Below are 12,760 nucleotides of genomic sequence, written 5' to 3'. Positions count from 1 at the left end.
CATGCCGGCATGGGGAACACCCTTCCCAAAAAGCTGCGCGTCGGAGAAGCGCCGGAGCGCGACCATGGTCGGCCGCGCTCCGGTCGTGACATTTGCCTAGAAGCGCGGCTTTTCGCAGTTGCCGCAGACCCACGGATAGGTCCAGTCGGCAGTCAGCTTGGCGCTCTCGGGAATGAAATCGGACCAGGCGTCGCCCACCACCACGTCATCCGTGGAGGAGACGATCTCGAATTGACCGTCTTCCAGGATCTCGCCGATCAGCACCGGCTTGGAGAGGTGATGGTTGGTGTTCATCACCGCGGTGCCGCCGGTCAGGTTCTTGACGGTCTGGCCGTACATCGCCTGACGCACCGCGTCGACATCGGTGGTGCCGGCCTGCTCGACCGCCTGTACCCACATCTTGAAACCGATATAGTGGGCTTCCATCGGGTCGTTGGTTACGCGCTTCTCGTCCTTGATGAAAGCGTGCCAGGTCTTGATGAACTCGTCGTTTTCCGGCGTGTCGACGGACATGAAGTAGTTCCACGCAGCCAGGTGACCGACCAGCGGGCCGGCATCGAGACCGGCGAGCTCTTCCTCACCGACGGAGAAGGCGACGACCGGAATGTCCTCGGCATTGATGCCCTGGTTGGCCAGTTCCTTGTAGAACGGCACGTTCGCGTCTCCGTTGATGGTGGAGACGACCGCGGTCTTCTTGCCCTGGCTGGCGAATTCCTTCACCTGAGCGACGATGGTCTGCCAGTCGGAGTGACCGAACGGCGTGTAGTTCTCCATGATGTCGGCATCGGCGATACCCTTGGCGTTCAGGTAGGAGCGCAGGATCTTGTTGGTCGTACGCGGATAGACATAGTCGGTGCCGAGCAGGACGATACGCTTGGCCTCGCCGCCTTCCTCGCCGAGCAGGTAGTCGACGGCGGGGATTGCCTGCTGGTTCGGTGCGGCGCCGGTGTAGAAAACGTTCCGGGAAGATTCTTCGCCTTCATACTGCACGGGATAGAACAGCATGCCGTTCAGTTCCTCGAACACCGGCAGCACGGACTTGCGCGACACCGAGGTCCAGCAGCCGAAGGTCACCGCGACGCCTTCTTTCGAAATCAGCTCGCGCGCTTTTTCAGCGAAGAGCGGCCAGTCCGAGGCCGGATCGACGACCACAGGCTCGAGTTTCTTGCCGAGCACGCCGCCCTTCTTGTTCTGATCCTCGATCAGCATCAGCATGACATCTTTCAGCGTGGTCTCGCTGATCGCCATGGTTCCGGAGAGCGAATGCAGGATACCGACCTTGATGGTCTCCTGCGCCTGCGCCACGCTCGCGCCGGTCAGTGCGGCCACGCCAAAGGCCGCGGCCGCGAGGGCGCCTTTCCATTTTGTGAGCTTCCCCATTCTCAGTTCTCCCAAATCCAGGGTTGTTGTTGCACCGCACAAGAATTAGCAAACGCTGTGCCATGCCGGGAGAGGCCTTGAGGGTTGCAATAAAAGTATTCTTTTTCATGCCTCTAAGCTTAACTTATGAGAATTGCGACAGACGCTGCAGCGCTGGCGAACGATCGAATTTTGCACCAATATTGTGCAGTGCCTGTTTTTTAACCTTTTTGTAATATTCGGGAACCCATTGACCCGGAGCGCCGCAAAGAGCATCTCTGGCTGGGGCTTCGGCTCCCGTGCGGGGTTGTTGTTGCACCACTCGACCCTGGCCCGTGCGTCGCGAGGCGCACGGGTAGGCCCCTCCTCCGGCGCCCGCCACACCGGCTCCGCAACCGTCTCTCGCTCCAGCATTCACCCCGATTCGGTTGGGCACGCGGCGGGGAGCCGCCTCCCCGAGGCAATCCCCGCCCGAGGCGAATACCGCTAAAGGATCTCTAAAGTCCTGCGTCGCAACTAGTATTGGCTGCAATTGTATGCCGAGGCGGCCAATTAAGAGGCTGCACTGCGGTGATCACGAAGATATACTGGAATTCAATGTAAATTCGCCCGACAGAACGCAGGGCTGCGTGGGCCGATCGGGAAAATCAGGGGGCCACATCAATGTCATTGAATTTGTCCACGAAGCTGACCGCTTTGGTTCTCTTCATGGCCGCCGCGCTCTGCGGCTTCGCCGGGTTCGCAATCTGGACCATGTCCGACGTTAAGTCGCAGGTGGAACAGATCACGGAAACAGACACCCCCATCGCCATGCTGGTCGGTTCCGCAGTCGAACTGCAGTTGCAGCAGGAAATGGCGATCCACATCGCGATCTCGGTTGCCGCACAGGGACGCGGGGGCGAGGCAGACGATCATCTCGCGAACTTTGTAACCCTCGGTAGCGCGGTTGACGAGAAATTCTCGGAAATCAACAAGCTCCTGAAGCCCGCGATCGATGCCGGCGGAGATCGCGGCCTCGAATATGCCGAGGTTCATAAACTGCTGGCCGAAATTGAGGCCGAACACGATGAGATCAGCAAGACCGGCCAGGTCGTGACGACCCAGCTTCGGGCCCTTGTTAAGGCTGCCGGCGACCGCATTCCCCGGCTCTCGCATCTCAGCATTCACACCACCAAGATCGAGGACGTCCAGAAACGCCTCAATACGCATGTGCATCAGTTGCTCGACAAGGTGAATGCCATGACCACCGAGTCGGTCGACACCATCCACGCCGCGGAACAGCGCGCCATCAGCAGCCTGACGATCGCGGCCGTCGTCGCGGTCTCGCTCTCGCTCATCGTCGGTCTTCCCCTCGCCTTCGGCATCCGGCGTCGCCTCAACGCGGCCGTCGCCGCGGTCGACCGCTTCGCTGCCGGCGACCTCACGGCGCCGGTTCCGGTCACCGGGTCGAATGACGAGATCGGCCGCGTCATGAAGGCCATCGACGCAATGCAGAAGAACCTGCAGGACATGCTCGGCACCATCCGCATGGTTTCCGGCGGCGTGACGAGCGGAAGCAGCGAGCTCCGTCAGACCGCGCAGCAGGTCTCGGACGGCGTGAACGACCAGGCCTCCAGCGTGCAGGAAACCTCCGCCGCCATGGAGGAGATGACCGCCGGGATCCGTCAGAACGCCAAGAATGCGGAGGAAACAGAGAAGGTCTCCGAACGGATGGCAACGGAAGCCGGCCGTTGCGCCGATGCGATGACCGCGACCGCCGCCGCGATGAAGGATATCTCCGACAAGATCCTCGTGGTCGAGGAAATCACCCGCAAGATCGAGCTGCTCGCACTGAACGCCTCGGTCGAAGCCGCGCGGGCGGGCGAGCACGGCCGAGGCTTCGCCGTCGTCGCCTCCGAAGTCTCGCGCCTGGCGGAGATTTCCAAGCAAGCGGCGAGCGAAATCCAGGACGCATCCGCGGACGGTCGGGAGGCGGCGGAGAATACCAATCGCCTGCTCAACGACCTGCTGCCGGAGATCACCCGGACGAAGGACCTCGTCCAGGGCATCACCGCCGCGAGCGAGGAGCAGTCGGTGGGCGCGGACGAGATCAACGTCGCGATCCACCGTCTCAACACCGTGATCCAGCAGAACGCGGCGGCGGCCCAGCAGATGGCCGCCACCTCCGGCGCTCTCGCCGGCCGGGGCCGGGAGCTGCAGGAATCGGTTTCCCGCTTCAAGCTGAACGGCAGCCACGCGCCTGCGCCGTCAGAAGACGCTCCCGCGCCGCAGCCGGCGACGGACAAGGATCAGGGCGGAAAGCACGAGACGCAGGAAGACAAGATCACGTCGGGCGATTTTGGAAAATACTGACCTGATCAGGGCGGAGTTCGACGAACTCCGCCGTCTGGCGCATCACAAATTCGGCATCATCGTACCGGCGAACGCGGAGAGTTTTCTGGATTCGCGTCTGCGCGGCTTTCTGAACATGTCCGGGCACGGCTCGATCCCCGACCTTCTGCGCGAGGCCAGGAGCGACGGACGAGAGGAACTGCTCATCAACGTAGTCGAGCATCTCTCGACCAATCACAGCTATTTCTACCGGGAACCCGCGCATTTCGAGTTTCTGACGAAGCGGCTGCTTCCCGAACTCTCCGAACGACTGAAGCGGGAGCGCTCGCGCGATATCCGGATCTGGAGCGCGGCGGCGGCCGCCGGCGAGGAGGCCTATTCCGTCGTGATGGCGATGCGGGAATATTTCGGCCCGCATTATCAGGATCTCGATGCCGGCGTTCTCGCGACGGACATCGCCACCGCCGCCTTGCGCCGGGGAACGATCGGTGAATACCGGTCCGACCTGTTCCGTCACATGCCCCCGCACTGGAAGCAGAAATATCTCGAATATCTCGGCGACGACACCTACAGGGTGATCAAACCGGTGCGGGACGACGTGATGTTCCGGTGGCTCAATCTGACCGAGCCGCTCGATAAGTTACGCGGACGGTACCATCTGGTACTCTGCCGCAACGTCATGATTTATTTTGATGATGCGACGAGGGAGGACCTGGTGCGGAACCTGAGCAATATGCTGGCGCCGGGTGGATACCTGTTTATCGGCCACACCGACAACCCGGACCACGCACGGATCTATCTCGACCAGGTCCAGCCGGCCATCTTCCGGAAGAAAGCGAAGACTTGAACGCCGCCGGTGAAATCCTGGTCGTCGCCCTCGACCCGTTGCTGCGGAAGGTGGTTACAGAGAGCGTCACGCTCTTTGCCGACGGTGCAACCGTCACGGCTGTCTCCCAGACGCGCGCGACCCCGGAGCGGCTCACCGCTGCCTCTCTCGTGGTGCTCGCGGCGCGCGACGCCGACTTCTCCGGACTGAAAAGCGTCTTCTCTCTGGTGAAGGCGGCGGACCGGCCGACCCTGCTCGTCACCGCCGGCGAGAGCGGCGAAGGCCGAAACGTCGCCGCGGATCTCAAGATTGCCGGCTCCCAGCACATCTCCATCCCCGAGCTGGACATCCGGGAGGAGCTGCGCGCCGCCTCGCCGAAACTCGAAGCCGCCATGCGGCAGGCGCGGCGCGACCGACCTCGGGGGAAGCCCGTACAGTCCCCGCCGCAAGCGGCAGAGGCGCGCGCACCAGCACCTTCCGCGCCGGAGAAATCCCGCCCCGTCGAGCATGACGGCCCTCCCTATCTCGGAACGGTGATCTGCATCGGCGCATCCACCGGCGGGACCGACGCGCTGCTTGCCGTTCTCTCGGGACTTGACCGGAACTGTCCGCCGGTCGCCATCGTACAGCATATGCCGAAGGACTACGTCGCCGACTTCGCCAAGCGGCTGGATCAATCCTGCCGGATCGATGTGGAACTTGCCCATGACGGTCAGGCGCTGCGCCCCGGCCATGCCGTCATCGCGCCGGGCGACCGGCAGTTCAGGCTGCGCAAGGGCAACAAGGGGATCTGGACCGCGCTAGGAGAGAGCGAGCGCGTCGGCGGCCACTGCCCGGCCGTCGATGTGATGATGAAATCCGCTGCCCAGGAACTCGGCAAGAAGGCTGTCGGGGTGATCCTGACCGGCATGGGACGCGACGGCGCGAACGGACTGCTTGCCATGCGCCAGGCGGGAGCCCGTACCGCCGCCCAGGACGAGGAGACCTCGATCGTCTACGGCATGCCCAAGGTCGCGTTCGAGGAAAAGGCCGCCGACACTGTCCTGCCGCTGCAGAAGATTGCGAACTGGATCGCCGGCGTCACGCTTCAGCTGCCGAAATAACCTCCCGTCAACCGCCCGCGATCGCGATCAAAGTCTCCGGGTCGAGCACCAGGAGCGGCTGTCCCTCGCCCATCACCGTCGCCCCCGCCAGCACGTCAACGGCGTTCAGCGCCGGGTGCAGTTCCTTCATGAAGACTTCCTGACGGCGCTTCACCCGAGCGACCGCGACACCGACCCGGCGCTGCGGCGTGCCGATGATGACAACAGGCATAGCGGCCTGGTTGGCCGCGGCCTCCGGCGTCTCCCAACCAAGCATCGTCTCGATGGAGCGCACCGGCAGGAAACCGTCCCGGTGCTGGATTCCGGCGAGTTCGCCGACTTTCTGGATTGCACTGCGCCGCACCTCGATAACCTCGACAATGGCACGTTCCGGGAGCCCGAGATCGCGCTCGCCATCCGTCACCACCACGATGCGCTGCAGCGCCGCCGAGACAGGGAAGCTCAGATAGAACTTCGTGCCCTCGCCCTCGATGCTGTCGATATCGATCGCCCCGCCGAGCCTCCGGATGGTTGTCAGCACCACATCCATGCCGACTCCGCGGCCGGAGGTTTCCGTCACCGCCGCGGCGGTCGAGAATCCCGGCGCGAAAATCAGACGCTGGGTCTCCCGCTCGGACATCCGCGATGCGTCCTGATCTGAGATCAGCCCACGCTCGATCGCCTTCGACCGGATGCGCCCGGAGTTCAGGCCGCGGCCATCGTCGGCGATCATGATCTGCGCGACATTGCCGTTCTGGGTCGCCTCGAGGGTGAGCGTCGCCTTCTCCGGCTTGCCCAGCCGGACCCGCTCGTCCGCCGGCTCGATGCCGTGATCCATCGCGTTGCGGATCATGTGAACCATCGGCTCCATGAGCGCCTCGACCATAGATTTGTCGATCTGGATGTCCCCGTCCTCGATCTCCAGATTGACCTGTTTTCCGAGACTGCGGGACAGATCGCGGACCAGCCGCGGCATCCGCCCGAGAACGATACTGATCGGTACGACCCGGAGCTGCAGGGTGACCGAGTGCAGCATCCGCAACGTCGTCTCGGCCTTGGCGATCTGGTTCGCGAGCATCTTCCCGGCTTCGTCGATATGGCCCGCGGCAAGGTTGAGGCGCTCGGCCTTTCGTGCGCCGGTCTGCTTGGCTAGCGACCTGAGCTCCGAGATGGTGCTGGCGAACCCGGCTTCCGAGGCACCCTGCTCGATGCGGGATATGCAAAGCCGGAGTTCGGCCACGGTATCGAGGTAATTGTCGACCAGTTCCGACGAAACGCGGAGCGAACCGCCGCCGACATTGCGGCCCGGCACGCCACCTTCCGCGCGCTCGGTCGGCATCTTCGCGTCGGACGCGACCGGCTCGAGCTGAGATTGCTCGGCCGCCAGTGGCGGCGCCCCGGATTCAGGCGGCGTGGATGGCGCAGACGAAGCCTTCTGCTGCTGCGGCGAGGACGGTCGAGGCGCCTGTTGTTGCGGAGGCGGTGGCGCAGCCGGGCGACCCGCGGTCTGTCCGACGGTCCAGTCGTCGCCGACATGAAGAACGTTCGCCGGTTCTGCGGAGGGGGGCTGTGCGGGTTGCGGCGGTGTGGTCTGAGGCGGGGTCGCCGCATTCTGCACCGCGTTGCTGGCGAGAACCGCCCAGGACTGCAGCGCCCGCGCCGCACCGTCGATGCCCTGGAGCGACGCCATCAGAGGCTCGTGCGGGCCCTTCACCCCGATCAGGAACTGGTAGAGTTCCGGATCGATATCGACCAGGACGCGATTGGACATCACGCGTTCCCGGTAGATCCGCTCCATGATCTGCTGGGTTGAGGCCGGCCCGTCCGGCAGCTTGGCCTGGATCTCGAGCAGGTTCGCGTTCGGCTCTTTCAGGTAGTCCGCGATCTGCTGCCGGGCATCCGGTGAGAGCGAGTTGAAGATCTCGTCCCCGAGCGAGGTCCGCAGTTCGGCCACGGCAGCCTCGGCATTGGTCAGCAGCAGCGCCATACGGTCGCGCAGACGATCGTAGGTTTCCCGACGCATATCGAGCGAGGCGACGTTCAGCCCCTCGATTCCGATCACCTGGCTCTCACGGCGGATCTCGTCGAGCGTGTCGAACGCGCCCGGCCGGTCCTGCCAGCCATCCTGAATCGTCAGTTCACTCGAAAGACGCGCCAACGCGGAAATCCGTTGCACGCCGAGTGCACGGGCGAGAATACCGACCAGTTCCCAGTCACGCGGCGCCCCGCCCTCAACCGACAGCCGGTCGACCACCTCACGGGCTTCGCGGGAGATATGCGGCGACATGGAATCGTCCACGTCATCCATGGCGATCCCGGACTCGGCCAGCTCCGACAGCACGCGGAGTCGATGGACGAATATGCAAAGGCCGCGGGTGAGCTCGGTCTTGTCGAGACTCTCCGGATCCCTCAATTGTTCGGCGACACCGTCGAGAACCGTGGCAATCCCCAGATAGCCCACCTCGTTCGCCACTTCCCTTATCGCCAGGATCGAGCTCGATATGCCCTGCGCATCGAGGGACTCCAGCTCCGGGCTTTCCAGAGCTTCGGCGAGCTGGCCGAGTTCGCTCTTCACCACCGCGGCGAACGGCTCGACCGTCTCGGGCCGGAATTCCGGCTCGGACGGATCGGCCGGAGCCTGCGAGACCTGCATGGACATTTGCCCGGCCGGCGCGGCGTCCTCCTCTTCCTCCTGGACCGGCGGCGGGGACGGGAGAGGCGCCGGTTCGGGAGCCGGAACAGGTTCGTCTGGCGCCGCAGCCGGCTCCGGCGCCGGCTGGGGAGCCGCCTGCGGAGGCTGGACGGCGCCACCGCTTCTGAGCTGCGCTTTCGCCTGCGACAACTGGGCGACGAGATGCATGTCGGCCGGCGCGTCGACGCGGTCGCCAACGCAATTCTCGCGCAATGCGATCAGCGTATCTGCGGTTTGCAGCAGCAGGTCGCGCGTCGCCTCGTCCGGCTGCGCCTCGCCGTTGCGGAACAGGTCCAGCAGATCCTCGGCATGATGCGCCACGAGTTCGATGCCGGTCAGACCAAGCGATGCGGAAACCCCTTTCAGGGAATGCATCGCGCGAAACAACGCGCTCATCGTCTCCGGGTTCACCAGATCGGACGCACTGCCGGACAGCAGGCTTTCGATCTGGCCGAGATAATCCTCGCTCTCCTGCTCGAAGAGCTCCCACATTTCCGCGCCGGGACCGTCGTCGAAGCCGTTCATCGACTCACCCCCTCCCGTCGGAACGCACGAAGTCGGGCACCGACTGCGCGATCAGCGCCGCGAGGTCGATCACTTCGTGGAACGCGCCCTTATGGGAGATCACCCGTGCCTGGGATTCGTCCGTCGCCGGTCCTGTCGGGCTCTCGTCGGAGACGATGCCGAGCACCTGTTCGGTCGCGATCGCCCATTTCTGGTCGAAGTAATTCACGATGATATGGATGGTCTGGCTTTCGAACCCGCCCTCGGTCAGGCGCAGCACCGGGAGCACGCTGCCGCTGACCTCGATCACCGAGTCGAGCCGGACGCCCGGACGCTTGGGCAGCGGCGTGGTGCCGACATCGTCCACCGCGCGCTCGACCAGGCTGGAGTCGACCGCATAGAGGTGGTTCTTCACCGTCAGCGCCATATAGGTCTTGCGCGCCTTCTCGACCTTTTCCGCCGTGTCGGGAACGAGCCGGAGCGCACGCTGGTCGGCAAGCAGCGGCAGCATGTTCTGAGCATTGAACCAGCGGTCCGGATCGACCGCCTGGACGATCTTGCCCTGCTCGTCGAGATAGGCATGCTGCGGTTGTTCGGACGCCGTCAGCCCCTTGGTCGGATGGGCCGGATCGAAATTCCGGATTCCGATGATCTTCTGCACCGCGAGACCGATAACCGCATGGCCGCGCTGCAGGACGATGCACATCGGCAGGTCCGTCTCGGGCTCGTGCGCGCCGGCGCGTACCACGACCAGGGGAATCGGCTCCTTCCGCAGCACCATGACGCCGATATACTCGGCATCCTCGCCCTCGATCGGCTCCATGTCCTCGATCTCGACCACTTCGCGGACACTGGACAGCATCACGCCATAGCGGCGGTCATCCGACTGGAAGAGTAGAACCGGGATCTTCTGGGTTTCGTATATGCTTCCGACCGCGCTCATGCCGTCACCTGCCCACCGGCCCCCATCACGCGGTGGATCGTCTCCACCAGGAGGTTACCGCCGCTCGCATCGACGTCCCGGCTGACCGAACCAGACGGCTTTCCGATCACCGCATCGGCGCCGACAAGTCGTGCTTCCACCGCTTTCGGGGATGCCGGGTGAGTGAGGGAGGAAAGCACGATCACCTTTGCGGGCGACAGGATGCGGAGCCGGCGCAGGCACTCGATTCCGTTCATGACCGGCATCTCGATATCGAGCGTCACCACATCCGGGTTCAGTTCCTTCGCCATGTCCACGCCTTCGCGGCCGTTCTCGGCCTCACCGACGACTTCCATGTCCTCCGCGCGATCGAGGATCGTCTTGATCGTCAGGCGCACCAGACGGGAATCATCGACAATCAGAACCTTGGCCATCAGAAAACCGCTCGCCGGCAGGTGGAAACCATCCTCGAATCAATGGTTTCATGGTTCCATATCGCTTCGGCTTTGCCTACCGGCATTTTGCGTCTCGACGGTGTGAATTCGCTGTTTCCGGTGTCCCGGCCGGGCCCGGATTCGATCCCTGCATCAAGAGGTTGCCCTTTGGCCTGCGCCGTAGGACGATACCCCGGCACCGACAGAAGGTTTCGGACAGGCAGAAGATGACAGATCAGAACGGATCCGCGGGACTGCTCGCTTGGCACTTTGTCGACGAAGGGATGCGCGACGGCAGGCCAGTTCCTGCCGACGGCGAAAGGCTCGATCACGGAGCTCCGGTCGCGCTTTGCCAATCGGGGCTGCACGCCTCCGCGCGCGTGCTTGATGCGCTGAAGTTCGCCCCCGGGAACACGATCTGCCGGGTTGAGTGCGACGGCGTTTCCGCCCGGCAGGACGACAAGCTGGTCTGCGCCGCGCGGACCATTCTCTGGCGCGTCGAGGGCGAGGAACTGCTGCGGGAGTTTGCGCGCAAGGTCGCGCTCGACGTTGCCGATCTCTGGGAGATGCCGGGCGATGTCCGCAGGTTCCTCGAGTCCGGGAACGAAAATTTCCGGGTTTCCGCCCGGGCGGAAGCGCGAGAACTCTCGCGCACATACGTTCTCGCGGACAAGGTGACGGCCGCTGCCGCTGCCGAGGCGGCGCGCGCCGCCGCGGCCCGCACGCACGAAGCCCGTGCGACCGCTCTGGCCGCTGCCTGGGCCGCGAACAAGGCGCGCGGCGATGCCGAGACCTGGGCGCGCTATGACAACCTCCTGGAAAGCCTCGTCGAAGCGGCACGGACCGCGGCGGGCGACGAGGATGAATGGGGCGATTTCGCCGATGAACTCGAGATGGAGATTGGCTGATCCTCAGCCGAAGAAGCCGCAGCGGTGCAGCTGCTCGTGGAACTTGCGCAGCGTGTTGGCCTGATCCTGCGGATCGGGAATCTGCGACACCAGTTCGGCTTCGAAATTCGGGCGTTTCAGGTGATTGACAATAATCTGCCGGGCCATGTTCGAGGCCTTCCCCTTCGGTAGCATTTCCGGCTGCACCATGCTGACCAGCATGAAGGCCTTGATATGCAGAGGCTTGTCCGAGCCGTCGATCTTGTCGAGGATCTTGCCGTCGACGATGTAGGAGGCGAGCAGATCGTCGATCCGGCTGGTCAGTTCCTCCTTGCGCGGTTCCGGCAGGGAGCTTTCCTTGATCTTGTGGAAGATCTGCGTGACCTTCGCCATCTTCTTGTTCGGCGGCAATTTCTCGCGCACCAGATGGTTCAGGGTCGGCGTGCTGACGAACATGGCATCGAGATGGGTGTCGATATCCGTGCGCAGCAGGTCCTTGCCGAGCTTGCTCTCGAGCAATGACAGAAGATAGGCCGCCTTGCGCGCAGGGTCGGCCAGCGCCGGCAGCATGGAGGCCGCCGCCTCCTTCATGCCTTTCTGGCCCCCCTTGTTGATGATGGTCGATTGCCGCGCGGTGACGGCTTCCGCCATGTCCGGCCCGCCGACCATGTTGCAGTCCGGGATCAGCTTCTGCAGCAGGCCGTGGAAGACTTCGCGCTCTTCTTCGCGGTCCCCTTTCGAGAGCGGACCGATACCTTCGAGCTGCCGCCGAACCCGGTCGACAAGGACCGCCTGGCTTTCCGGCAGCTTGCCGGCGCCGATCAACTTGTTCAGTTGAATGTTCGTATAGTCCGGATGCTCCGGAGTCAGGTTCTCCGGCTCCTCGCCAAGCGGCTCACCGCCGGCGAAGCAGATCATGGTGACGAGCGCGCTGCCGGTGTCCCGCTGGTGTCCGAGCATGTCCTTCAGGACTTCCGCATTCTGCAGGATGTCGGAAATGAAGATATCTATGTCGAGCATCGCGTCGGGATCTTCGCAGATCACCGCCCAGTCGATGCACTGAGCAAGCTTGCCGAGATAGCTCCGGTTCTCGACCAGTTCTGTCGTTATGGCCGAGCGAATCAGGTAGCCGCGGTCTTCGCCCTCCTTGATAGACGCCTTGATCTCGGCAATGGCCTCGTTGAACCCGACATCGCGGATCCGGGGCATCGGGCGCTGCAGGGTCTTCTGCGCCGCTGCGTTTATGTGATCGACAAAGGCGAACAGGGTCTCGCGCCGATCGTTCGCGTTCGAGTCCTCAAGTTTCGCCGCCTGGAAAGTTGCAACCTTGGCAACGGCCGAGAAAAGCAGCGTGCCGTCGTCCAGCAGCCGTTTCATCTCGCGAGCGGAATGCAGCGCCTCGCTCGCGGTGATGTTGTGCTTGTCGAGATAGGCGCGGAACAGCCGGTTGATCGTCTGCCGCCCCTCACCTTCGTAGAAATCCGAAAGCTCGTAGCAGAGCGGAGCGTCGTCGATATTCTGGATGAAGACTTTCTCTTCACCCTTCGGCTTCAGCTTTTCGAAAAGGATGTCTTCCGGCTTCAGATCATGAATCGACTTGCCGGTATCCTGGATGACGCGGACACCTTCCGTCCCGGCGCGAGACATGACTTTCAGCGCTTCTGCCTGGCCTTCATCCTTGCTCGTGGCCGTGGCCACGATGGACCAGGACCCATCGCGAAGC

Annotated in this window: 9 protein-coding genes; 4 read left to right on the top strand and 5 right to left on the bottom strand. The window is 63.6% G+C overall.

Annotation, left to right across the window (positions count from 1 at the left end; genetic code table 11):
• Nucleotides 1-96: 96 nt before the first annotated feature.
• Nucleotides 97-1,380, bottom strand: coding sequence for an urea ABC transporter substrate-binding protein (gene urtA, locus ACOOE1_RS00965; RefSeq protein ID WP_420404472.1), 1,284 nt, complete (start codon nt 1,378-1,380; stop codon nt 97-99).
• A gap of 642 nt (nt 1,381-2,022) precedes the next feature.
• Here urtA and ACOOE1_RS00960 point away from each other — a divergent pair.
• From ACOOE1_RS00960 to ACOOE1_RS00950, 3 genes are read left to right on the top strand one after another with little or no spacing between them, the layout of a single operon-like run.
• Nucleotides 2,023-3,711, top strand: coding sequence for a methyl-accepting chemotaxis protein (locus tag ACOOE1_RS00960; protein ID WP_420404471.1), 1,689 nt, complete (start codon nt 2,023-2,025; stop codon nt 3,709-3,711).
• On the top strand, nt 3,698-4,537 hold the full coding sequence (locus tag ACOOE1_RS00955) for a CheR family methyltransferase (protein WP_420404470.1): 840 nt from the start codon (nt 3,698-3,700) through the stop codon (nt 4,535-4,537). The genes ACOOE1_RS00960 and ACOOE1_RS00955 overlap by 14 nt, the downstream gene beginning before the upstream one ends.
• Nucleotides 4,534-5,619, top strand: a complete 1,086-nt coding sequence (locus ACOOE1_RS00950; RefSeq protein WP_420404469.1) for a CheB methylesterase domain-containing protein — start codon at nt 4,534-4,536, stop codon at nt 5,617-5,619. Before ACOOE1_RS00955 ends, ACOOE1_RS00950 begins: the two co-directional genes overlap by 4 nt.
• Before the next feature lie 7 nt (nt 5,620-5,626).
• On the opposite strand, the gene ACOOE1_RS00945 is transcribed toward ACOOE1_RS00950, so the two are convergent.
• Genes ACOOE1_RS00945 through ACOOE1_RS00935 form a run of 3 tightly spaced genes read right to left on the bottom strand, consistent with a single transcriptional unit; the run spans nt 5,627 to nt 10,150 of the window.
• On the bottom strand, nt 5,627-8,815 hold the full coding sequence (locus ACOOE1_RS00945; protein WP_420404468.1) for an Hpt domain-containing protein: 3,189 nt from the start codon (nt 8,813-8,815) through the stop codon (nt 5,627-5,629).
• Between the two features lie 4 nt (nt 8,816-8,819).
• The gene (locus tag ACOOE1_RS00940) at nt 8,820-9,737 is read right to left on the bottom strand and encodes a chemotaxis protein CheW (protein WP_420404467.1); all 918 of its coding nucleotides are present in this window, start codon (nt 9,735-9,737) and stop codon (nt 8,820-8,822) included.
• The gene (locus ACOOE1_RS00935; protein ID WP_420404466.1) at nt 9,734-10,150 is read right to left on the bottom strand and encodes a response regulator; all 417 of its coding nucleotides are present in this window, start codon (nt 10,148-10,150) and stop codon (nt 9,734-9,736) included. Before ACOOE1_RS00935 ends, ACOOE1_RS00940 begins: the two co-directional genes overlap by 4 nt.
• 227 nt (nt 10,151-10,377) lie before the next feature.
• Between ACOOE1_RS00935 and ACOOE1_RS00930 the strand changes: the two genes are divergently transcribed.
• Nucleotides 10,378-11,058, top strand: coding sequence for a DUF7666 domain-containing protein (locus ACOOE1_RS00930; RefSeq protein WP_420404465.1), 681 nt, complete (start codon nt 10,378-10,380; stop codon nt 11,056-11,058).
• A gap of 3 nt (nt 11,059-11,061) precedes the next feature.
• On the opposite strand, the gene ACOOE1_RS00925 is transcribed toward ACOOE1_RS00930, so the two are convergent.
• Entirely contained in the window at nt 11,062-12,735 is a 1,674-nt protein-coding gene (locus ACOOE1_RS00925; RefSeq protein ID WP_420404464.1) for a hypothetical protein, read from the bottom strand.
• Between the last annotated feature and the right edge of the window lie 25 nt (nt 12,736-12,760).

This window comes from Nisaea sp. (genome assembly GCF_965216895.1).
GTDB lineage: Bacteria > Pseudomonadota > Alphaproteobacteria > Thalassobaculales > Thalassobaculaceae > Nisaea.
This window is presented reverse-complemented; position numbering and strand designations above follow the sequence as displayed.

What these genes read in the sequence shown, in the direction of transcription:
- ACOOE1_RS00960 (WP_420404471.1), top strand. Translation starts at nt 2,023, where the DNA reads ATGTCATTGAATTTGTCCACGAAGCTGACCGCTTTGGTTCTCTTCATG.
- ACOOE1_RS00930 (WP_420404465.1), top strand. Translation starts at nt 10,378, where the DNA reads ATGACAGATCAGAACGGATCCGCGGGACTGCTCGCTTGGCACTTTGTC.
- ACOOE1_RS00945 (WP_420404468.1), bottom strand. Translation starts at nt 8,815, where the DNA reads ATGAACGGCTTCGACGACGGTCCCGGCGCGGAAATGTGGGAGCTCTTC.
- ACOOE1_RS00940 (WP_420404467.1), bottom strand. Translation starts at nt 9,737, where the DNA reads ATGAGCGCGGTCGGAAGCATATACGAAACCCAGAAGATCCCGGTTCTA.
- ACOOE1_RS00935 (WP_420404466.1), bottom strand. Translation starts at nt 10,150, where the DNA reads ATGGCCAAGGTTCTGATTGTCGATGATTCCCGTCTGGTGCGCCTGACG.
- urtA (WP_420404472.1), bottom strand. Translation starts at nt 1,380, where the DNA reads ATGGGGAAGCTCACAAAATGGAAAGGCGCCCTCGCGGCCGCGGCCTTT.